Raw genomic sequence first — 22,575 nt, forward strand, 5'->3', positions numbered from 1 at the left:
TCACCTAAACAGCACTTATTACCCAATTACACATGAAAAAAGTCACTTTTCTTGCTGCCTGGCTCATGCTGGCTGGTATGACGGCAGGCACCGCTTTTGCACAGTCTCCTATTCAGTTCAACGCCCGGGCGTTGGTGGCCATTTCCGATGCTGATCTGTCGGCCTCAGCGCTGATTGATGGCAATCGGTATACCTCGCCCGGTACCCGTGACCAGCTAACGTACATCGGTTTCCCCCTGAACCGTAATGGACAAAGTATAGGTACGTCGAACACACTGTCTAACTCAATGGCTCTCAGCGACAAAGTGCTGGCTGTAGCGCCAAACGGACGGCTCGGTTTTGTGATCGAGGGCCGTGGCCCGTTGAGCGATAGTTTGGCTACGATTAAAGGTATTACCGATTTCCCAGCCACTAATTACCTGTTTGCCGTTGACCTCAGCACTCCCCAAAAGCCTGCCGTAAAGTACCGCCTTCCAGTTGGTTCGGGAGGGGCGCTCAATGCCATTGCCATGTCGCCCAACGGTATGAGTCTGATTTTAGCGTCGACCGAGGCGGGTAAGGAAATAAAATTGATTGACCTGGATGCCAGTTCAAAGCCAAAGTATGTGTTGACTGCCGCGTCTCCGGTGCCGGGAGTGGCTATCACCGATGTCACGTTCCATCCGGGCGGGCAGTATGTAGCCTATACAACGGCGGCGGGCGAAGTGGGTCTGGTGAAATATGCCATTGACGAAAAAACGAAGAAGCCTTACATCACGCCGCATGGCAAACCCGTAAAAGTGGGCACTATGCTGGGTGGTGGTAAATTCACGGCCAAGGGCGATTACTACGTAATTACCGATGCCAAACAGGCCCCCGGCGCAAGCGGTGCGGGCGCGGGTGAGGTGTTTGTGGTGCAGTTCAGTACCGAAGATACACCCGCCGATGCCAAAATTGTGTCGCAGATAGCCGCTGGTGAAAGTCCCGAAGCGGTGTCTGTAAGTGCCGATGGATCGATGGTAGCCGTGGTCAGTTCAGGGCAGTCGTATCAGCCATTCGCCAACGCGGCCGCTGGCAAAAGCGAAGTGGCCTTGTTTAGTATGAAAGAAGGAAAACTGGCTGCAGCGGGTAAGGTGGCCATTGATGGCATTATGCCACAAGCCGTTGAGTTCGACAAAACGGGCGATAATCTGGCCGTAGCTGTTGCCGAATACCTGGATTACGGAATGCGCAACGGAGGGATCGAGTTCTTTAAAATCACGAAAGGCGATCAGCCCAGTATCACAAAGCAACCAGGCCGGATCAGCGTTACGCGTGGTGTACACACCATGCGGGTCGTGAACTGAATTCTTTGAGTAACGTACCTAAAAAAAGCGGCGCAGATGATCTGCGCCGCTTTTTTATTGCTTGACCTAAACGACTGTTCGCTACTGCTTCATGATTTTTCGAACTATCCGGTGTTCGCCCACTTGAACGGTGAGCAGATAGAGACCGGCCGGTTGCTGGCTGAGGTCGAGCACCGTTTGACGTGTATCGGTCTGGCGGGTCAATACAGGCGTTCCGGTCAGGTCGCGCAGGAGTAGCTGAGCGGGTTGCTGCGGAGTCAGCGGCAGATCGATGGCAACCGTTAGTAGGTTCTGCGTCGGTACGGGATACAGCGAAATCGTGTTCAGCAACGGGTTTTCAACGGCCAACAGGGGCAGCACCGTGATAGAGGCCGTACCCGATACCGGACCTGTGCCGCAATTGTTGCTCACCGCCGTCAGGAAATAATTGGCCGTTTTGGGAGGCTGAACCGATAACAAATGGGGACTGGCATTGGTCTGGAACGTACTGGTCGCCGATGTGCTTTCGCCTTCCGTGGTGAAACTGTAGCTAATGGTCCACGGGCCGTCACCACCCAACGCGATGCTCAGGCTGGCGGGACTGCCTTCGTAAATATCCTGCGTACCTGTCAATAAGGCTGAAGGTAACCCACGAACGGTCAGTACAGATGGGCTTCGTAGTCCCGGTACCTCGGCACCCGGATTGGTGGCTACCACCCGTACAAAATACACACCGCCTTTCAGCGTGGCGGGCAGGTTGCCGGTAAGGGTGCTGCCCAGACCAGGCTGTGATACGTCGACGTAACTTTTCGATGTTGTGTCAGCCACTTGTATTTTGAAGGCATTGCCTGCGTTGAACACACCTGTTGTGGTATACGCAACGGCGAAGCTGGTGCCAGCACAGAGGGTTCCGGCTGTCAGCGCCTGGGTGGTAATCGTGGGTACGTTCACGAAAACAGTGGCGGTGGCAGGGTTACCCGGCAATCCGTTTCCGCACACATTCGACACACTGGCAACCCGATACGTCGTTGTTTCCAGAGGCTTTACCATTACCGACGATATGGTATCATTGGCAACCCCCGATGTGCCGTCGGTGAGGGTATACGTGTAGGGCGGTGAACTGGTAAACAAGAGTCTCAGCGTAGTTGATTGGCCGTAGTTAACCGTGGTGGAGCCTAGCAAGCCGAGCGTTGGATTGGTATTGACAACCAGTCGAACGGTATTGCGTGGACTAACGCAGCCATTGGTGCCAATCGAATAAACCTGGTACGCTTCGCCTCCTTTCGTGGCATTGGTGGTTGGCGGTGTCGGTGTCTGACTGGTTACTACACCATTTGGGTCAATCCAGCGCAGGTTGGTGCCCGTTGCTTCAAGCGGGCGGGCTACTTCGTTGCGGCAGTAGGTTACCAGTGATGTCGACACCACAGGCGCTGGCGTGGTCTGAATGGATACGCGAAGCAGCGCCTGATCGCTCACGCAACTATTCACGGTTTGTGTCACCCGGAAATCGAAGACGTTTGTGCTGTTTACCGCCGGCGTAGGGGCAAATCCAGCCGGGAACGGATTGCCGTCGACAAAATACCATTGCAGATTCTGCCCCTGCGCCGTCAGTGGCTGTATGCTTTGCTTCGGCTGATCGGGAATGTTCGTGCTTTCGAGGCAGTAGTTTAATGCTTGTGTAACCGGCGGGGCAGGTTTGGGCTGCACAACCACTGCGTAGTCGGCTTTTGGTCCTTCGCAACCATTTGTCGATTGCGATACTCTGTAGGTAACCGTACGGGCTGTTTCAGTACTGACTACGGGTGCTGTTGAGCCAAGCAGGCTGTTGTTGACGTCGTAATACTTCAGATCGGTACCGCTTGCCTGAAGTGCCCGTCCGGGGCTAAGCTGGCAAAGCTGAAAGGGCGTAATACCCGGTAGGCCGGGCGTTGGTTTCACGCGAACCGACACGGTGGCCGCGTTACTGCGGCAACCGTTGAGCTCCTGAACGACCTGATAGGTATAGGTTGTAGCTACGGTATTTTGAGGAGTTGGCGCCGTAGCACTCTCGCTTCCATCGACCAGCCAGATAATGGATGCGCCGGTCTCTGGAGTAGCCGTCAGCGTGGGAGCCGTGTACGTCTGGCAAAACTCGGGGTTACTGGTGGTGGGTAAGCCCGGTTTACGCTTCACCGTAATGGCAATTGGTTGCCGTAGGCTTTCACAGCCCAGTACCGTTTGAGTCACATAAAAGGTTTGGCCTGAACCAACGTTGGTAGCAGCGGTGCTTGGTGTTGGTGCCTGGTTATTCCCTGGCCCGCCGGTGGCACCCGTGTACCAAAGCAATGTTTGGCCTGAGGCAACCAGCGGTACGGCTGCTTCTTCAGCGCAATACTCTTTAGGTGGTGTGAAACCGGGGTTTGCCGGAATCGGGTACACCGGTACGTTATACGTTGCCTTTGGCCCTTCGCATCCCGCCAGCGACTGAGATACTTTGTACACAACCGTGGTCGATTGAGTGGTTGATGGCGATGGGGCGGTTTGCCCCAGCAACTGATCGTTGGCGGTGTAGTATTTTAGATCAGTACCCGTTGCCTGAAGCGGACGCGATTCGCGGCCAACGCAAAGCGAATAGGGGGTAAGACTGGGTGCATCGGGGGTTGGTTTTACCTGCGCTCTTACCGTAGCGGGCGTACTCCGACAGCCATTGAGCTGCTGAACAACCTGATAGGTGTAGACTCTGACGGCGTCGTTGGGCGGCGTAGGGGCCGTGGCGCTCTCGCGCCCGTCGACCAGCCAGATGATCGATGCGCCGGTTTCACCTGTAGCGGTCAGTGCAGGAGCACTGTACGTGCGGCAGAATTCAACGCTGGTTTGCGTAGCGGGTGCATCTGGCGAGCGTTTTACCGTTACCGACACTTGCTGACGCTGTATACTTTCGCAATTGCCAACCGTTTGGCTCAGGAAGAATAACTGTGGCTGCGCTACATTGGTGGCAGCGGTGCCCGGCGTTGGCGCTTGTGTACTGCCCGTTCCGCCCGTAGCATCGGTATACCAGCGTACGCCCGGTTCTGTAGCGGTTAGGGGAGTTGCCGTTTCTCCACTACAATACGTACGAGACTGAGCCGATGTTGGCGCACCGGGGGTAATGTTAACCCGGGCTGTAATGGTACGCTGACTACTCTGGCACCCGTCAGCATTGGTCTGGGTGACAAAATAGGGGGTGTCGCCCTGATTGGTGGTGGCTGGCGAAGGAGCCTGGGTTACCCCCACACCGTTGGCGGCGGTGTACCACAGCAAGTTATTGCCCGTTGCTTCCAGACTGCGTGAGGCCTGGTTCTGACAGAAACTGGCGATGTTGTTGAGATACGGCGTGGTGGGCGCGTCAGGGGTATCTTTCACCTGTACGGGCACGCTCAGCGGGCTGCTCTGGCAACCATTACCGTCGGTTTGGGTAACCTGATAGGTGTAGTTGCCCGCCGTGCTGGGAGCCGTCAGGGTGTTGCTGGCCAGGAACGTACCCAGATTACTGCCGCCGTTGGTATACCAGCGCAGGTTGTTGCCGTTGGCCGTGAGCGAAGCCGGAGCCTGAGCTTCGCAGTATATGAAGCTGCCAGTGGTGGGGATGGCCGGTGGGGTACGTACGAAGAAGGTCAGACCCACACTTTTAGGGCTGACGCAACCGTTGCCGTTGGTCTGGGTGACTTCGTAGATGGTCTGGCTGTTGGGCTGTGAAGTGCTGGGTCGTGGTGCGCCGGGCAGGGGCGTGTTATTGCCCTGCACGTACCAGGTCAGGTTGTTGCCTGAAGCCGTAAGCGTCTGTTGAGGCGCGTTCTGGCAGACCGACACGTTACTGACGTTGGGAGCCGTCGGGGGCGTAAGTACCCGGGCTATAATGGCACGCTGACTACTCTGGCACCCATCGGCATTGGTCTGGGTGACAAAATATTGGGTGTCGCCCTGATTGGTGGTGGCTGGCGAAGGAGCCTGGGTTACCCCCACACCGTTGGCGGCGGTGTACCACAGCAAGTTATTGCCCGTTGCTTCCAGACTGCGCGAGGCCTGATTCTGACAGAAACTGGCGATGTTGTTGAGATACGGCGTGGCGGGAGCATCAGGGGTGTCTTTGACCTGTACAGGGACACTCAGCGGGCTGCTCTGGCAGCCGTTGCCGTCGGTTTGGGTAACCAGATAGGTGTAGTTGCCCGCCGTGCTGGGGCGTGGTGCGCCGGGTAGGGGCGTGTTGTTGCCCTGCACGTACCAGGTCAGGTTATTTCCTGATGCGGTGAGTGAGGCAGGAGCCTGGGCTTCGCAATAGACAAAAGTACCAGCGGTGGGGCTGGCCGGTGGGGTACGAACGAAGAAGGTCAGACCCGCACTTTTTGGGCTGACACAACCGTTGCCATCGGTCTGGGTGACTTCGTAAATGGTCTGACTGTTGGGCTGTGAAGTGCTGGGTCGTGGCGCGCCGGTCAGGGGCGTATTGTTGCCTTGCACGTACCAGGTCAGGTTATTCCCTGATGCGGTGAGTGTTTGCTGAGGCGCGTTCTGGCAGACCGATACGTTACTGACGTTGGGAGCGGCCGGGGGTGAGGTCAGGGTTACGTTGATGGCTGCTTTGGCACTCTTACAGTTGTTTACCGTTCTCGTTACGTAGTAGGTCACCGGCGTACTGGTGGTTGGCACGTTGTAAGTCGAACCCGGAAACACAACCGGAGCCGCTGCTGCCGAACCGTTGTACCACTCAATGATGCCGGTACTAGTAGTTGAAATGGGTTGAGTCCCCGAATTCAAACAGAACGATCTGTTGCTGACAGCAGGTACGTCTGTTCCAATCGTAACATCAGTAGTGGTTGGGTTGCTGGTGCGCTGGGGGGAACTCGATACAACCCGAAATCGATAGCCGGTACCGTAGGCTACCGTGCCCAGGTTTCCCGAAACCGTTTGGGTCGAAGCAATAACCGGTGCCGAAGCTCTGAAGGCCACTTCGACTGGGCTGGCCTGGAAAATACCGTTCGCATCCGACATCTGTAGCGTGAAGATGTTGCCGGCGGTAAATACACCCGTGGTCGAAAATGTAAGCGATATGGTAGAACCTGAGCAAAGATTAGTGGCTGGTGACACGGCGGTGACGCTGATCGATTGGCTCCATGACCTACTAACGGTCGCCAAACTGATCATAATGGTCATCCATACAGCCAGATACCGGCGAGTAAAGAACCAATTCATACTAGACTATTTATGAGTTAGAAGTAGTAACAGACCCTAAAGGTAGCTGATTTAAACGGAGCCAAAGTTGACATTTTGGCTAAAATGGGCCTTTAAATCGTAGTTTAATCCAATTAATGGGCTGAAACAGAGTAGAGTCAAAAATCAGACCACATATGGTCTAAGGCTGATTTATGTAAGCCGTTAGCGAAGAAATAGATTCTATACCGAGTGAGCGGGCATCCGTGCGGCGCATCATGAGGCAATAGGCATTATTAAACCCAAGCGGCTTACCCCAACGAAGAGCATGCCGACGGATAAACTCCTGACTCACATAGCTGTATACGGCATCGGGTTGTCCGTTCAGTGAATCGAGGATAGCCGGTTTCGGCTGTAGGATAACCAGCAGACCCGTGCCGCTGTATTCCGGGTAAAAATCGATTGCCCCTGTACGCAGAGCATCGAAGCAAAGTTGGGTGCCGCCAAAACCGGTTTTCGATACCACGCTCAGCGAGGTGTAGCCCTCTATCAGTTGCCGGTAAATTTCGGCCAGAATATACTGTTCGGTAAACACCTTCGAGCCCATCACGACCTGTCCCTGCCGCGCACCGGTAGGCGTACGGAGTAGTCCTGTCCGGCTTAGAAATTCACGCGCCACCTGCTCGGGTGACTGATGCAGGTAGTCGGCGCGGTAGTTCAAATCGGTCATGATCGCGTTGGTCAGTTTTCCCGCTAACCGGTCCATTACTGGACCCAGTTCCGGGTATCTGGCCAGTGTAGCTTCGCGCACAACCGGGGCCGCTGCGTAGGGTGGAAAAGCGTGCTTGTCGTCGTCGAGTACCAGCAAGTCAAAGGCTTTGATGCGCCCGTCGGTCGAGTAGCCGCTGATCACGTCGACTTTCCGGGTACGTATGGCTTCGTACATCAGGTTCTGATCGAGCAGGCGGTTCGAGATGGCGAGGCCGTAGGTTTTTTGTAGACCCGGATATCCGTCGGCTCGTCCGCCAAACTCATGCGCAAAGCCTGCCAGTAGCTTCGTCTGTCCTGATTTGGGGAGCAGGTACGCCGACGAGAGTAGCGGAAGCAGGACTAGCCACAGCCACGCCCGGTTTCGTAACTGCCCCCATTTTACCACCTGTAGCCGCGCCAGTGCCCAGTCGAACAACACCGCCAAAAGAGCCGCCGGAATGGCTCCGGCCAGCATCATGTTGGTGTTGTTCAGTGCAATGCCGCCAAAAATGAATTCGCCTAGTCCACCTGCCGCCACGTAGGCTGCTAGTGTTGCCACCCCTACGTTGATGACCGTAGCGGTGCGAATTCCCGCAAAGATGACGGGTAGGGCCAGCGGCAGTTCAACCCGACGTAGTACCTGTCCGTTGGTCATACCCATACCTCGTGCCGCTTCTGTCAGGGTAGGGTTTACTTCGGTAATGCCCACGTAAGTGTTGCGAATGATAGGCAGCAGGGCATACAGAAACAGGGCCATCAGGGCCGGTCCCGCACCAATGCCTAGCAGCGGAATCAAAACGCCAAGCAAGGCAATGCTTGGCACCGTTTGCAGAACACCTGCTACGCCCAGCACTACCGTGGCCGCCCGCCGTTGTTTGGCAATGGCAATACCGAGCGGTAAGCCAATCAGCAGGGCCAAAAGCAACGAGCCAAACGTCAACCCAATATGGGTCATGGTCTGCTCCAGTAGCTTAGCCGAGTTATCGCGTAAAAATGTAAACATAGGGTCAGGTATTAACAGTTATCAGTTATCAGTAAACAGTTATCAGCGCTGCAAGAGTATCGCTAAGGCGGTTCATTGATAACTGATAACTCATAAATGTTTACTGATAACTGATAACTGTTCACTGTTAGCTGTCCATGTATTCGCGTACGAACTTGGTGGCGGGTTGGTGTTGTAGCTCATCGGGTGGACCGAGTTGAATAATTTGCCCGGCATCCATCAGGGCAATTCGGTCGCCGAGGTGTACGGCTTCGCGCACATCGTGCGTCACCAGCACAATCGTTTTCTGTTGCAGCGCTTCCAGTTCCCGAAACTCACGACGGATTGCCGCGCGGGTGATGGGGTCGAGTGCGCCGAAGGGTTCATCCATCAAAATAATGGGCGGGTCGGCGGCCAGAGCGCGGGCCAAACCGATGCGTTGCCGTTGCCCGCCGCTGAGTTGATCGGGGAAGCGGGTAAGTATGGTTTCGGGCAACCGTAGCATGGTCAGTAATTCGTAGGTACGTAGCCTGATTCGGTCTGCGTCCCACTCAAGCAGGCGGGGTACCACGGCGATGTTGTCGGCCACGGTGTAATGTGGAAACAGCCCGGCATCCTGAATGACGTACCCAATGCTGCGCCGGAGTATGGGTGGCTCTTGCTCCTGAATGGCCACCCCGTTTATGTTGATCGTTCCCTCGTCGGCGTCGATCAGCCGATTCAGCATCTTCAGTGTGGTGGTTTTACCGCAGCCCGACGTACCCAGCAATACCAATGTTTCTCCCGTTGGAATCGTCAGCGACAGGTTATCAACTACGGCCCGGTTGTGATACCGTTTCGTGACGTTGGTCAGGCTGATGGCGGCAGATTCGGGAAGTGGCTCGGACAGGGGCATAGTGACAGAACAGAAAAGAGGGTACGTTGTTGGTGTATTCAGTAAAAATAGGGGTTCTACAAAAAATAGTAGACACAACGTAAATAGGCTACGTGCAGGTGGGTGTACCTTGCCTCAGGTACGTTGCCCTACGCACTGGTTTCATTCTGGAAACCCCTTGGAAAAGACGTAAAAAAAGCTTAATTTTATAGAGATAAACAACCCCGTAAACATGGCAAAATCCGATTCTGCTACGGCCACAGCAACTGCTAATGACAACAAGCTGAAAGCCCTTCAGACCACTATTGAGAAACTAGATAAAGCATTCGGCAAAGGAACCGTTATGCGGCTGAGCGAGAGCAAAGTCGTTGACGTACCCGTGATCTCGACAGGTTCACTGGGTCTTGATCTAGCCTTGGGTATTGGCGGTCTACCACGCGGCCGGGTCGTTGAAATATACGGTCCTGAATCGTCGGGTAAAACTACGCTGACACTCCACGCTATTGCTGAAGCTCAAAAAGCCGGTGGCCTCGCCGCCTTTATCGATGCCGAACACGCCTTCGACCGCACTTATGCCGAGAAGCTGGGTATCGATGTAAATAACCTTCTGATTGCGCAGCCCGATAACGGCGAACAGGCGCTCGAAATCACCGAGCACCTCATCAGCTCAGGTGCTATCGACATTATCGTTATTGACTCGGTGGCGGCCCTGGTGCCAAAAGCAGAGATCGAAGGCGAAATGGGCGAAAGCAAAATGGGCCTACAGGCCCGTCTGATGTCGCAAGCCCTGCGGAAACTGACCGGTACGATCAACAAAACGCAATGCTGCTGCATTTTCATTAACCAGCTCCGCGAAAAAATCGGTGTGATGTTCGGTAATCCCGAAACAACAACTGGTGGTAACGCCCTGAAATTCTACGCCTCGGTTCGCCTCGATATCCGTCGTATCGGACAGATTAAAGAAGGTGCCGATAACGTGGTGGGTAACCGGACTAAAGTGAAGGTGGTGAAGAACAAATTGGCGGCTCCGTTCAAAGTCGTTGAGTTCGACATCATGTACGGTCAGGGTATTTCAAAAGTAGGCGAAATTCTTGACCTTGCTGTAGAGATGGAGATCGTGAAAAAATCAGGCTCATGGTTCTCGTACGGCACTAGCCGTTTGGCGCAGGGCCGCGATGCCGTGAAAGAACTGATCCTCGACAACCCCGAGTTGATGGCCGAACTGGAAGGCAAGATCCGCGCGAAAATTTCCGAAGATCAAAATGCGCTTCTCGACCCACTAGGTGCTGTTGAGGAAGAGGATGAAGTAGCTGAAGTATAGTTTTTTTAAACCCATAGGGTCTTGTTTCAGACCTTATAGGTTTAGTATAGAAAGGGTCGTTTCCACGCAGGAAACGGCCCTTTTTTGTTATCAGCGTTGCTGGCGCGAGTATGTACTCGTGCCTTTTATGCCGCAAGCATTCGCTTGCACAGCGCGAAAGCGCAATTGTAGCTGGATACTCCTTTTTGCTCTCTGCATTCTTTAGCGTATTGCGCTTTCGCGCTATGCAAGCGAATGCTTGCGACATAAAAGGCACGAGTAAACACTCGCGCCAGCAACGGTAACGTACCTGAACCTATTTCAGCGCTAATTTCTTGAAGGCATCTTCAGCGGCCGACTGCTCTGCTTTTTTCTTGCTATAGCCACTGCCAGTGGTGAGCGGCTGATCATCGACAATGACCTGCGCAATGAATTCACGGAATTGGCTACTGCCTTGTTCTGAAATGATTTCGAAGCGAAGTTCTTTGCCCTCGCGCTGTGCCCATTCGATGAGGCGGCTTTTGAAGTTGCCGTTGTTGTTCACTACGGCGTCGAGATCGTAGTGGGTCAGCAATTTTTTGAGGATAAAGCTTCGGGTGAAATTAAAGCCTTTATCGAGGTAAACGGCACCAACGAGGGCTTCGAGTGCATCACCGTACATAGAAGTACGGGCGGGCATCAGCCGTCCGCGCTGACCGTCGTATTCAATCAGATTATCGAGGCCGATCTTGCGCGAAATGACGTTCAGCATTTCGCGGTTTACGATGCGTGAGCGAATCTCGGTCAGAAAACCTTCGTCTTTGAAGGGGTACTTTTTGAAGAGGTACTCAGCAATGACCATACCCAACACGGCATCACCCAGGTATTCGAGTCGTTCATTCGATTCCCGAAATCCGGTCACTGTCGACTCTTTTGAGGCTGACGTGTGGAGAACGGCTAACTGATAAACGCCTATGCGTGAGGGTGTTTCGCCGATGATGTGGGCAATAGCCTGACGCAGTTGCCGACGTCGGTTTTTCTCTGCTGATGAGCTAAACCAATGGGCAAACGGTTGCTTGAAGAAGCGGGGCAATGCGAGATCCACAAAAAAAGCGGCGAAGTGTTGAAAAGGGCTGGCTGCAGAGCGGGTGCCTGAACAGGCTGGGTAAATGCGCCGGTTGGCACATTAGAAATAGAAGAAATGACCGGGATCAGATTTGTACTGATGCCCGGCCATGACTTGATGCGTTGAGCTTACTTGCCCGTGTTCTCGTCCAGGTATTTGATCGCCTGACCTACCGTGGTGATGCTCTCAGCCTGATCGTCGGGGATTTGTACGTTGAACTCTTTTTCAAATTCCATAATCAGTTCGACCGTGTCGAGGGAATCGGCACCAAGGTCGTTTGTAAAGCTTGCTTCCGGCGTAACTTCCGACGGATCAACACCTAATTTATCAACGATGATTTGCTTTACTTTTTCAGAAGTCTGAGACATTTCGGTAGTCCTTTTGTGTTAAAAAACTTCGCAAAGAAAACACTTTACCAACGTAAAGCCAAACAATTTTTGCAGGCCGAGAACGTTCGGTAAAGTGCCTCATTTAGGGCTAATTAGCTTACTATTAATTTATTAGCGACAAATAGCCACAGAGGCCGGGTAATTTATATTGAAAACTCTACTAAGTGAGTAGTGTATATTTTGCCCGGCTTACCGCCATTCGCCGCTTACCTTTACAAAGTAATTCTGTCTTAAACTGACCGTTATGCAGCTCCCGAAACTCAAACATACTGATAGTGACCGTTTCTTTCTGATGGCTGGCCCCTGTGCCATTGAAGGGCGTGATATGGCCTTGCGCATTGCTGAACGCATTGTCACCATCACTGATAAACTGCAGATTCCGTACATTTTCAAAGGATCGTACCGCAAGGCAAACCGTACTAAACTAAACTCCTTCACCGGAATCGGCGACGAATTGGCTCTCTCCATTCTGGAAGAAGTTGGCCGCACATTCGATATTCCGACGGTGACCGACATTCATGAGTCGCACGAAGCGGCGATGGCGGCGCCCTATGTAGATGTGTTACAGATTCCGGCGTTTCTGTGTCGGCAAACCGAATTGATCGAAGCCGCCGCCAAAACGGGTCGCGCTGTGAACGTGAAGAAAGGGCAGTTCCTGTCGGGCGAAAGCATGGGTTTTGCCGTTGAAAAAGTGAAAGCCACCAACCCGGATGCCGTTGTGTTCCTGACCGATCGGGGTAATTCGTTCGGCTACGGCGATCTGGTTGTCGACTACCGCAACCTGCCCGCTATGCAGGCCCACGGCGTTCCGGTGGTAATGGATTGCACGCATTCACTGCAACAACCCAATCAGGCGTCGGGCGTGACGGGTGGCAAACCCGCCCTGATTGCCACGATTGCCAAAGCCGCCATTGCCGTTGGAGCCGATGGCCTGTTCATCGAAACGCACATGAATCCTGCCGAAGCTAAATCAGACGGAGCCAATATGTTGCCGTTAGACCAACTGGAAGCCCTTCTGGAGCGGCTTGTACGCGTAAGAGAGGCTATTTTATAGGTTTCTCGGGTTGATTGGTTTTAAGTAGTGCTGCCGTCAGATTTGATAACAGAAGGGTACTCGCAAACAGGGGTGCCCTTCTTTTTTGTCTTTTAATTTTAATGCAACAACGTTGCAAATATGAATTGGACTTTATATTTGCAACGTTGTTGCATTAAAATAACCTCAGTTTATGAAGAAGTCTGTTTACCCCTACGCCCTTGTTGTGGCGATTGCTTTGTTTACTACTGCCTGTTCGCGCGATGAGGGAGGCAGTGTTACGCCAACTGACGCGCTGGAGCACAAGCATCTACGTTTGTTGGTCAGCGATGAGAACCAGAAGTCGATCTCAGTGGTAACTCCCCGCACAGGCGACGTACTTACCCAGGAGGCTGCGTTTGCCAAGTCGGCGGTGTACACGACTGCTTCGGGGCGATTTGGTGTCTTGATTCACCGGGAAAATAACCTGGTACAAAAATTCGATACGGGTCTGGAAGCGCACGGTGATCATGTGGATGTGAAAGGGACACCGAAATGGGCCGCTATTACAGGCACCGGTAAGGCACCTACGCACTTCAAAACAAGCGCCAACGAGGTGATTATCTTCAATGATGGCGACGGTACGCTGGATGTGGCTCAGGAGGGTGATTTCCACAAAACGGGCGTCGGCATGACACGTATCAATGCCGGGAACGTGGCGCATCACGGAGCCATGACCAAGTTTAGCAATGGCTTGTACGCCATTACGCACAAAGACGGCTCTATTGCAGGTACGTTGCCCGAGCGCGTAAAGGTGATCGATGGCACCGGCAAGGTGGTGTACAACTCAACGGTGCAAACCAAAGGCATTCACGGCAACGCCAGCAACGGTGAGGTAGCCCTGTTCGGTTCGGCCAGTGGTGTGCTTTTGGTCGATAAGGTGGGTAAGCAGTCACTGATTGCGCATCCGGCTTCATTCAGCGCAGCGTCGGCCTGGTTCGGTACGATTCTCGAAAGCGGTAATTCGTTTATTGGCTTCACGGCCGCGATGGGTGCCTATAAGATCGATGTGGCCAGCGGTCAGATTACGCCGGTGCTGGAAAGCAACGACATCATGCAGTGCAAGGTTGACTACGCCGGTAATCGGTTGCTGATCTTGCTCCACAGCGGCGAAGTACAGATTTTCGATACCAATGCTAATCGCCTGCTGACGAAAGGGACTATTCTGCCCGCCACCGACCGCACCGACACGCAGAAGCCCCAACTCGAAGGCTCGACGCGCTATCTCTACGTAACGCAGCCTAGAACGGGCGAACTGCTACAGATTGAAACGGCCAATCTGGCGAATGTAAAACGCATCAAGGTATCGGCTACGCCCTATCGCCTCACAATCATGGGCGTAGAATCGAGCGAAGATCATTGATTTACTTGTTTCGACTACTGGGATTGGTTTTTACTAATAAAAGCAGTAGCCCTGTCTTGAATTTCGTAAATAGAGCGGAGCTTTTGGCCTCGTCAGAGGCTTAACAGCGCAGCGTCGGTAGAAAACAGAGACACGTTCCGATTCTCAGCGTGCCGTAGGTACGCGACATCCGGGCGAGTTGCGTACCTACGGCACGCTGAGAATCGGAACGTGTCTCTGTTTTCTACCGACGCTGCGCTGTTAAATCCCTACGGGATTGCTCGCTTTAGTAGTAAAAATCAGTGAGAATAGCTCACATCGGAAAGCCGGGCAGCGTAGGCGAAACAGGCTCGTATGTCTGCTTCTTCCATAGCTGGGTAGTCGGCCAAAATTTCCTCCGTAGTCATGCCGGCAGACTATAAGTCGAGAACCATCGTTACTGGGTAACGCATATTCCTTATTGTCGGCTTGCCATGACAAATGTCTGGGTTTAGCGTGATTCGTTGTAGCAGGTTCTCGCTCATGATTCGTTGCGCTGATTAATACGAAGATAACGGAATCCTACCCCAAATAACTCCCGATGCTGACCATGTCGGCGAAGACACCGGAGGCGGTCACTTCAGCACCGGCGCCGGGGCCTTTGATCACCAAAGGACGCTCTTTGTAACGCTCAGTCGTAAACGAAATGATATTGTCGGCACCGGTGAGCTGGTAAAACGGGTGCTCGGGACCAACGCCACGCAGGCCGATCACGGCTTTGCCATTCTCGAAGGTGGCAATCATGCGTAACTTCTCACCTCGCGCGTCAGCGGCATTGAGCATGCCTTCAAAATAGTCGTTCTCCGCTTTCAGCGCGTCGAAAAACGTTGGGATCGTAGGCGCGTCGAGGCAAGAAGGGGGAAGGATGTTCTCCACCGTAACGTCTTCCGGTTCGAGCGGAAAACCCGCTTCGCGGGCCAGAATCAGGATTTTCCGGGCTACGTCCTGGCCGCTCAGATCATCGCGTGGGTCGGGTTCGGTGTAGCCTTTTTCCTTGGCTTCGCGCACCACATCAACGAACGACGTACCTGGCTTGAACGTGTTGAAAATGTACGACAACGTACCTGACAAAATCGCTTCGATCTTCAGGAACCTGTCGCCCGACGTGAGTAGACCCTGTAGCGTGTTAATAATCGGCAGACCAGCCCCCACGTTGGTTTCGTACAGGAATTTTACGCCCCGATTCAGGGCCGTGCGTTGTAAGCGGCGGTACTCGGCGTAGGAGCCGGAATTAGCCACTTTGTTGGGCGTTACTACCGAAATGTTGGCGTCGAGCAGCGACTCGTAATACTGCACAATGTCTTTGTCGGACGTGCAGTCGATGAAGACCGAGTTGGGCAGGTTGTATGACTTTATTTTGTCGAAAAAGGCGGGTAGCGACGTGGTTACACCGTCGGTTTGCTGCAATTCCTGCCAGGCATCCAGATTTAGCCCGTTGGGGTTGAGTACCATTTTTTTGGTGTTCGTCAGGCCCACCACGCAAATTTTCAGCAGCTTTTCCTGCCGCAGATACTCGGCCTGCGCGTGAATCTGGCGAAGCAGCGTTTGCCCAATCAGGCCGGTGCCCACCAGGAACACATTCAGGACACGGGCTTCTGACTGGAAAAACACGTTGTGCAGCGCGTTGAGGGCTTTCGACAGGTTGTTTTTCGTGATGACCACCGAGATATTGATCTCCGATGACCCCTGCGCCACGGCCACGATATTGACCCCGTTTTTACCGAGTACCGAGAACAGCTTACCGGCAATACCCGACGATTTACGCATGCCTTCGCCCACCGTAGCAATAATGCTTAGATCCCGTTCAATGCTGATGTTGTCGACGTGACCGCTGGCAATATCGGCGGCAAACGCTTCGTCCAGAATCAACTTCACGCGGTCGGCTCCTTTCGGGTCGATGGCAAAACAGATCGAGTGTTCTGACGAAGCCTGTGAGATTAGAATCACGCTGATTTTGTGTTGCGCCAGGATACCGAACAGCTTGGCAGAAACCCCCGCCACGCCTATCATGCCCGATCCCTGCACGTTCACCAATGCCACATCGTCGATGCTCGAAATACCCGTAATCGTATATTGTCGGCGGTCGGCGGTGCGGCTCACCAACGTACCTGCGTGCTCGGCATTGAACGTGTTGAGCACACGGATAGGAATGTTGCGGGCAAAGGCGGGTTGCAGGCTGGGCGGGTAAATCACCTTCGCGCCAAAATGGCTCAACTCCATCGCTTCCGCGTAGGTAATCGTTGGAATGTTGAAGGCGTTGGGCACCTTGCGCGGGTCGGCGGTCATCATACCGTCGACGTCGGTCCAGATGTCGATCACTTCGGCGTTGAGGGCCGCGCCCAAGATGCTGGCGGTATAGTCGGAGCCACCCCGACCCAGTGTGGTTGTTTCGCCTTTTTCGGTCGAGCCAATAAAACCAGTAACGAACTGAACCGGCGACGATGTGCCTGACTGTTTCTCGAAAAAGCCCTGAATTAGGGGATTGGTCAGGGTGTAATTGACTTCGGCATGACCAAACTGGGCGTCGGTCTTGATCAGGTCGCGGGCATCGCAGAAAGCCGCCGGAATGCCACTCGATTTTGTGCACTCAGCCACAACCAGATTCGATAGCCGTTCACCAAAGCTCATGATCAGGTCCATCGTGCGTGGCGTCAGTTCACGGATGAGCGACACGCCCCGGAGCAAATCTTCCAGTTCGTTGATCGTTCCGCGCACGGCGGCAAACACCCGACCCTGTTCTTTAACGGGGATAATCGCCTTTACGACGTTGAAATGCCGGTCTTCGATGCGCCGCACCAATTCCATATAGTCGATCTGACCATTGGTGGCCATGCGTCCGATCTCGATGAGTTGATTGGTGACGCCACCCATTGCCGATAAAACAACAATGATGGGGGTTTCCTGACTGCGGTGGGAAGCAACGATGCGGATAACCTGCCGGATGCTCTCGACCGAGCCAACCGATGTACCGCCGAATTTAAGGATATGCATGGGATTCGTGGAATGACGTGGGTTATGTGGCTGTAGAGACGCAACATCTTGCGTCTCCCTCGCGTCAGCAATGCATATGCGTCAGCAACATTTCCCCCTAAACTTCATTCACAAATATAGGGCCGCAACGCAGGTACGTTACGAAAACCAATGGTTTATGCTGAATAGCATTCCGAAAACAGCCCCGTCATTCGTCTTTCTTGATGCCCAGCACCTTAATGATGGCTGAAGGCGATAAAGCAATACCCAGAAAAAAACGCCTGTTGTAACCGCGTCCTTTATTGTTGCGCAGATAGCCAACGATGTTTGAGGGCGTATTGATGGGTTCAATGTTGGTTAGCTCATCGGAATGCCAGGCAATGCCGCTACTTAGGTTGATATCTTTTGTGATAGCATAGTTGATGCCGCCGTAGATTGACTCGAATGGGTCTTTGCCAATTTTTAAGCCGGTCGCTAAACTCAGCCTCGAGGGCACATTTTCCCACACGCGGAATGGCCGGAGGTAATCGATGTGGCGGGGCCAGAGAGAAAAATCGAGCATCAGGGTCAGGTTGGCTTTAATATCCTGTTTGCGCAATGAGTCAGGTCCAAACACCAGTTGCTGATTTTGCAATTTGAAATAATTGACATCTTGCCTGCCCGCCGCGAACCCCAGTTTCAGCCGAAAAAAGACGGGCTCGTGAATCTTGTACGTAAACCGCCCGCCGCGCATAGCGGCCGTTAGGCTATACACAGGGCTGGTTTGCGCACTGTCGATGAAGAACAACCGTACGGCGATGGTTTGTTGCACGGTAGACAATTCTGGTGCTGTCTCCGGTGACTTGTTGGATTCCCTTAGTATCTCCTCATCCGTAATTGTTTTATAGATCAGCGGTACGTCGGCTGCTTCGGATTTGATTAGCCGTTCGCCTTTTTTAACAAACAGGCTCAGGTTACGTAGCGAATCGCTGTTGCCTACCACGACCACCAGGCCCTCACGTACCTGACTCAGATAATCCAGATCGCGCTTTTTGCCAAATACCAAGCTTTGCGGTTTGCCCGATTCTACGTAGCGGGGCTTCAGGTAAAATAGAGCATTCCACGCCTGTAGGCTGTCAGATACGGCTTTTTTTAGGTTTTCCGTGTTGAATTCGCTGGTACGTTTGCGTTCCGTTGCCAGCAAATTAGCCTGCTCAGAGAGTGCCTTTAAAGCCGTTGTTTCGCCGTTTTGAACCGCCGTTACAATAGCTTGCCTTGTTCGTTCGATTTGCTCGACGAACACATTGTCCTCTGATTTTATGATCCTCCTCACCGATTCAGGTTTGTCTTCTGCGGCTAGGTATTTTTTACGAAGCGCAGTGCTATCATTCGGGAGATTGACTTTCTTCAACTTCGTTGCATCAGCAGGTACGTAGATGAACACAACCTTCCGGTTCAGGCTATCCCAGTGTTTGTGTTTCTGATCCAGAAACTTTTTTAGTCTGGTACGCCAAAGAGTATCCTTCTTCGTAGTTCCGGTCAGTCCGGTTGCCACCTTACGCATAATTGTCAGCGCCATCTCCCGGTTCATCTCGCCGCCTTTGTAGCCTATCGCAATTAAATCGCTTAAATCCAGGGTCTGAAGCAGGCTGTCGGGTTTTACCTGTTTCACGTCTTTGCCGGCATCCGGGGCGGTGGTAGAAGCAGTGGCCGCTACCTGTTGGGCTACTGATACGGTGCTACAGGCCAGCAGGTACGTTGCTAATAATACCCCAATTGCGTAGTGTTTCTTCATGTTCATTTACAATTTGCGTGAATGATGACGAAGAAAATTAGTAGTTGAAGAAACAGGGTGATAGCCAATTTACTAAGTGGTAGCAGAACCAAGCAGATTAGATTCTGCTCAGTCACTCAATAGCACAATTACTCATTAATAGGCTGTGGTAAATAATAAGGCCAAATGCTAGTTCCCGGCCTGCTGGTTTCTTAGTACTGTTGCAATTGGTCGGATTCGAAGGTGTGCTTGCCTGAGTGTTGCTGCTGCATGGTCGTCAGCATGGCGTTGGCTACTTTTTCGGCGTCGATGGCCTTGTATTTGGCGGGAATCAGTGGGGCGAAAAGGCGCATAACACCACTGCCGATGCGTTCGCCCAGCCGTTTTTCGCTGCGGTTACCCAATAACAACGACGGGCGGAAAATGAGTAGAGTAGGGTAGTTGAGGGCCGTCAGGTCGCGCTCTGTTTCGCCTTTGACTTTGTTGTAGAAGATCGATGAAGAGGCATCGGCACCCATCGACGTTACAATGGCAAATTGCGTAGCTCCATTTTCGAGCCCAAGCCGGGCAATGTCGAGCGGGTATTGATAATCTACTTTCTTGAACGCGTCTTTTGATCCCGCTTTTTTGATGGTAGTGCCCAGGCAACAGAAAATATCGTCGGCCCTGACAAGCAGCCCATTGGGATGGTCGAAATCGAACGGAACCTCCTGAAGCCGCGGATGTTGCCAACCCAACGGTTTGCGCGTCAGCACCTGTACACGGTTGTAGTCGGCCGATTCAACGAGACGATGCGTTAGGATGTCGCCGATCAGGCCGGTTGCGCCTATTACTAATGCTGTTTTTAACCCGGAGTTAATCATTTGCTTTAGGAAAATCAATAATGAAATCAGGCGGTATTTTGCTAATTTACCCCTTCCGGCTTACATAAGCGCCGGAAGATCCGGAAACATAGATTACACCATGTCTCAACAACCTATACATAAAGTTGCCCTTTTTGTTCTGCTACTGTCGGTTGCCGCCTCACTGGCTGCATTACGCGGCACTCTCGATGATCCGGTTCAGCAGGTATTGGCCAGAATTAGCGCCTATGGACAACAATATCCCTACGAAAAAGTCTACGTTCACACCGATCGTACAACGTACCTGTCTGGCGAAACGGTATGGATGAAAAGCTATCTCTTTTACGGTACCAGTCGCGGAGCCGATTCGAGCAGTGGGGCAGTGCTGGTGGATCTGGTGAGCCCCAACGGACGGAAAATCCTGCTCGATGCGCGCTTTCAGGCTAAAAAAGGAAGTAGTGAAGGCTATCTGGTCTTGCCCGATTCATTACCAACCGGACGCTATACGCTGCGGGCCTACACGGGCTGGATGCGCAATTTTTCGGAAGAGTGGTACTTTACAAAACCCATCGATATCGTACGTACCGGGCAAGTAGGCCCTACCGCCGGTCAGACAACTGCGTTGGGTGTGGTGGCCCGGCCCGATGTGCAGTTTTTGCCCGAAGGCGGGCAGTTGGTGGCCGGTGTAGCCAGCCGGATTGCTTTTAAAGCACTAAGTCCAGTCGGCGTGGGTGTAGATATTGCGGGCTTTGTGCTCGACAATAAAAAAGATACCGTGGTTGGTTTTCAAAGTCAACACCTGGGAATGGGTACGTTTCCGTTTATTCCCGAAGCCGGGCAAACGTACCTGGCTTTTGTACAGATTCCCGGCACCACCGGCTATTCATCGTACACATTGCCTGCCCCGGTTACAAACGGTTATTCGTTACAGGTCGATAACATGACCAATAAAGACAATATCCGCGTGTTTGTGAGCAATACCATGCCAGTGACCACGGCAACCGAGTCTGCATCGGCATCGGCGGGTATGCTGACGGTGCTCGCTCAGGTGAACGGACAGCCTGTTCACGCCGCGCGCGGCCCGGCAAACCGAAAACAGTTTATGGTGCCTGTTCCCCGCGATAAGTGCCCCGAAGGCATTGTGCAGATCACCCTGCTCGACCCCGCCGGAAAACCCGTTTGCGAACGCCTGATTTATTCGGAACGACAGGAAACGCTGACCCTGACGGTAACGCCCACAACGCCCGCTACCGGACCCCGTCAGCGCGTAGACCTCGCCATTACGGCGACCAATGCAGCAGGGAAACCGGTAGAGGCTGATCTGTCGCTGGCCGTGACCGATGTTGCTCAGCAGGCTAAAAGTCGGCCTTACGGGACTACCTTACCGGCTTACCTCCTGCTTACGTCCGATCTGACCGGGTACGTTGAACAACCGGGTTATTACTTCGACCCGAAGAATATCGACCGGCTCAGTAAACTCGATTTGCTCTTGATGACACAGGGCTGGCGGCGTATTACCTGGGATAAAGTGCTGGTCGACTCGTTGCCACCGACTCAATACCTGTTCGACCCCAGCCTGACCGTGTCGGGAACCGTTTACCGGGGTTCGTCGCGTCAGCCGGCCCCCGCCATTCCGTTGACGGTGCTGATCACCCGGAAAGATTCGACCCAGGACCTGTATGCCTTAAATTCAGACGCAACCGGGCGTTTTTTTCTGGGTAATGCCAACCTGATCGACACCACAACAGTGTTTGTGCAGGCCGCTAAAACAAACGGAAAACGAAATTTCAGCATCACGCTCGATAAGCTATTTACACCACAGATTCGGGTGGTACGTCCGCCGCTGGTACCGGTCGATTTTGCGTACGATGAACTGGCTGAATTTCTGAAACGGCAGAATGAATATGCCGCTATAGAGGCCCAGATCAGGCGAAATCGGGAAATTCAGTTGCAGACAGTAGTGGTTAAAGCACAACGGACAGACCCTTACGCCGGTCAGCGATCAATGTACGGCACGCCCGATGTTAGTCTCAAGGTCGATCCTATGAACTCGGCGGGTGCGGCCACCATTTTCGATGTTATTCGGGGTCGAATTGCGGGCGTGCAGGTAACGGGTAGTGGCATGGAACCCACCGTACAGATTCGGGGGGCGGCTAATTTTTCCGGTGTCACTGAACCACTGTTTCTGGTTGATGGGGCTCCGCTCGACAAATCGGCGGTGGCCAGTATTCCGCCCTTCGACGTGGCCGTGATCGACGTGCTGAAGGGAGCCAGTACGGCTATTTTTGGCGTGCGGGGTGCCGGGGGAGTCATCTCGATCATCACCAAAAGGGGCGGCTCAGATAGCAACTATGTGAATGAAAACGTGCCGGGTGTACGGATTGAAAAGCTAGTTGGCTTTGCTTCGAAACGCGAGTTCTACGCCCCCCATTATGACAAGCCTACCCCCGAAGAAAAAATCCGTCCCGATTACCGGGCCACCCTGTTATGGGCACCTGCCATCCGAACCGATGCGGCTGGAAAAGCTACGGTTTCGTTTTATACGTCCGACGCCAAAACGGCCCTGCAACTGGTGCTGGAAGGAGCGACGATAACAGGGCAGCCAGGCCATACCGAATCCGTGATGAAAATAGAGTAGCGACGGAACACGAATTTCAGTCGGGGACGCCTAGTCCGTTAATTACCCT

General features: G+C 53.3%; 13 protein-coding genes and 1 pseudogene. 5 read left to right on the forward strand and 9 right to left on the reverse strand.

The genetic code is table 11. The features are described from left to right. Positions 1-32 precede the first annotated feature (32 nt). Complete coding sequence (locus tag ACAW87_RS08360; protein WP_370722921.1) at positions 33-1,325, forward strand: WD40 repeat domain-containing protein; 1,293 nt, start codon at positions 33-35, stop codon at positions 1,323-1,325. 81 nt (positions 1,326-1,406) lie between these two features. On the opposite strand, the gene ACAW87_RS08365 is transcribed toward ACAW87_RS08360, so the two are convergent. The 3 genes from ACAW87_RS08365 to ACAW87_RS08375 all read right to left on the reverse strand — a co-directional run bounded on the left by ACAW87_RS08365 (position 1,407) and on the right by ACAW87_RS08375 (position 9,097). Continuing rightward, a complete protein-coding gene (locus ACAW87_RS08365) occupies positions 1,407-6,512 on the reverse strand; it encodes an Ig-like domain-containing protein (protein ID WP_370722922.1) in 5,106 nt (1,701 codons plus the stop codon). A gap of 160 nt (positions 6,513-6,672) precedes the next feature. Continuing rightward, entirely contained in the window at positions 6,673-8,223 is a 1,551-nt protein-coding gene (locus ACAW87_RS08370; protein ID WP_370722923.1) for an ABC transporter permease/substrate-binding protein, read from the reverse strand. A 127-nt stretch (positions 8,224-8,350) separates the two neighbouring features. After that, a complete protein-coding gene (locus ACAW87_RS08375) occupies positions 8,351-9,097 on the reverse strand; it encodes an ABC transporter ATP-binding protein (RefSeq protein WP_370722924.1) in 747 nt (248 codons plus the stop codon). 211 nt (positions 9,098-9,308) lie between these two features. Between ACAW87_RS08375 and recA the strand changes: the two genes are divergently transcribed. Then, on the forward strand, positions 9,309-10,397 hold the full coding sequence (gene recA / locus ACAW87_RS08380) for a recombinase RecA (protein ID WP_370722925.1): 1,089 nt from the start codon (positions 9,309-9,311) through the stop codon (positions 10,395-10,397). Between the two features lie 295 nt (positions 10,398-10,692). Here recA and rnc read toward each other — a convergent pair whose 3' ends face one another. Both rnc and ACAW87_RS08390 read right to left on the reverse strand, forming a co-directional pair. Further along, positions 10,693-11,460 (reverse strand): ribonuclease III, encoded by a 768-nt coding sequence (gene rnc / locus ACAW87_RS08385; RefSeq protein ID WP_370722926.1) that lies wholly within the window; start codon positions 11,458-11,460, stop codon positions 10,693-10,695. Positions 11,461-11,609: 149 nt separating this feature from the next. Continuing rightward, positions 11,610-11,849, reverse strand: coding sequence for an acyl carrier protein (locus ACAW87_RS08390; RefSeq protein WP_085412421.1), 240 nt, complete (start codon positions 11,847-11,849; stop codon positions 11,610-11,612). A 265-nt stretch (positions 11,850-12,114) separates the two neighbouring features. Here ACAW87_RS08390 and kdsA point away from each other — a divergent pair, with 265 nt between their 5' ends. Both kdsA and ACAW87_RS08400 read left to right on the forward strand, forming a co-directional pair. Further along, positions 12,115-12,924 carry a 3-deoxy-8-phosphooctulonate synthase gene (gene kdsA / locus ACAW87_RS08395; RefSeq protein ID WP_370722927.1) on the forward strand — a complete coding sequence of 270 codons (810 nt, stop codon included), beginning with the start codon at positions 12,115-12,117 and terminating at the stop codon, positions 12,922-12,924. A gap of 172 nt (positions 12,925-13,096) precedes the next feature. Continuing rightward, a complete protein-coding gene (locus tag ACAW87_RS08400; protein WP_370722928.1) occupies positions 13,097-14,305 on the forward strand; it encodes a hypothetical protein in 1,209 nt (402 codons plus the stop codon). 278 nt (positions 14,306-14,583) lie between these two features. Here the strand turns inward: ACAW87_RS08400 and ACAW87_RS08405 are convergent. The 4 genes and pseudogenes from ACAW87_RS08405 to ACAW87_RS08420 form a co-directional block, all read right to left on the reverse strand. Further along, positions 14,584-14,808, reverse strand: a pseudogene (locus tag ACAW87_RS08405) (DUF433 domain-containing protein). A 37-nt stretch (positions 14,809-14,845) separates the two neighbouring features. Further along, the gene (gene thrA, locus ACAW87_RS08410; RefSeq protein WP_370722929.1) at positions 14,846-17,314 is read right to left on the reverse strand and encodes a bifunctional aspartate kinase/homoserine dehydrogenase I; all 2,469 of its coding nucleotides are present in this window, start codon (positions 17,312-17,314) and stop codon (positions 14,846-14,848) included. A 187-nt stretch (positions 17,315-17,501) separates the two neighbouring features. After that, complete coding sequence (locus ACAW87_RS08415) at positions 17,502-19,067, reverse strand: hypothetical protein (protein WP_370722930.1); 1,566 nt, start codon at positions 19,065-19,067, stop codon at positions 17,502-17,504. Between the two features lie 191 nt (positions 19,068-19,258). Next, positions 19,259-19,909, reverse strand: a complete 651-nt coding sequence (locus ACAW87_RS08420) for an oxidoreductase (protein ID WP_370722931.1) — start codon at positions 19,907-19,909, stop codon at positions 19,259-19,261. Positions 19,910-20,009: 100 nt separating this feature from the next. Between ACAW87_RS08420 and ACAW87_RS08425 the strand changes: the two genes are divergently transcribed. Further along, positions 20,010-22,526, forward strand: coding sequence for a TonB-dependent receptor plug domain-containing protein (locus tag ACAW87_RS08425; RefSeq protein ID WP_370722932.1), 2,517 nt, complete (start codon positions 20,010-20,012; stop codon positions 22,524-22,526). Positions 22,527-22,575 lie beyond the last annotated feature (49 nt).

It is taken from the genome of Fibrella aquatica, assembly GCF_041321135.1.
Classification (GTDB): Bacteria; Bacteroidota; Bacteroidia; order Cytophagales; family Spirosomataceae; genus Fibrella; species Fibrella aquatica.

Excerpts from the sequence above, each read along its gene's own strand:
- ACAW87_RS08360 (WP_370722921.1), top strand. The coding sequence starts at position 33 with ATGAAAAAAGTCACTTTTCTTGCTGCCTGGCTCATGCTGGCTGGTATG.
- ACAW87_RS08365 (WP_370722922.1), bottom strand. The coding sequence starts at position 6,512 with ATGAATTGGTTCTTTACTCGCCGGTATCTGGCTGTATGGATGACCATT.
- ACAW87_RS08370 (WP_370722923.1), bottom strand. The coding sequence starts at position 8,223 with ATGTTTACATTTTTACGCGATAACTCGGCTAAGCTACTGGAGCAGACC.
- ACAW87_RS08375 (WP_370722924.1), bottom strand. The coding sequence starts at position 9,097 with ATGCCCCTGTCCGAGCCACTTCCCGAATCTGCCGCCATCAGCCTGACC.
- recA (WP_370722925.1), top strand. The coding sequence starts at position 9,309 with ATGGCAAAATCCGATTCTGCTACGGCCACAGCAACTGCTAATGACAAC.
- ACAW87_RS08390 (WP_085412421.1), bottom strand. The coding sequence starts at position 11,849 with ATGTCTCAGACTTCTGAAAAAGTAAAGCAAATCATCGTTGATAAATTA.
- kdsA (WP_370722927.1), top strand. The coding sequence starts at position 12,115 with ATGCAGCTCCCGAAACTCAAACATACTGATAGTGACCGTTTCTTTCTG.
- ACAW87_RS08400 (WP_370722928.1), top strand. The coding sequence starts at position 13,097 with ATGAAGAAGTCTGTTTACCCCTACGCCCTTGTTGTGGCGATTGCTTTG.
- thrA (WP_370722929.1), bottom strand. The coding sequence starts at position 17,314 with ATGCATATCCTTAAATTCGGCGGTACATCGGTTGGCTCGGTCGAGAGC.
- ACAW87_RS08415 (WP_370722930.1), bottom strand. The coding sequence starts at position 19,067 with ATGAAGAAACACTACGCAATTGGGGTATTATTAGCAACGTACCTGCTG.
- ACAW87_RS08420 (WP_370722931.1), bottom strand. The coding sequence starts at position 19,909 with ATGATTAACTCCGGGTTAAAAACAGCATTAGTAATAGGCGCAACCGGC.
- ACAW87_RS08425 (WP_370722932.1), top strand. The coding sequence starts at position 20,010 with ATGTCTCAACAACCTATACATAAAGTTGCCCTTTTTGTTCTGCTACTG.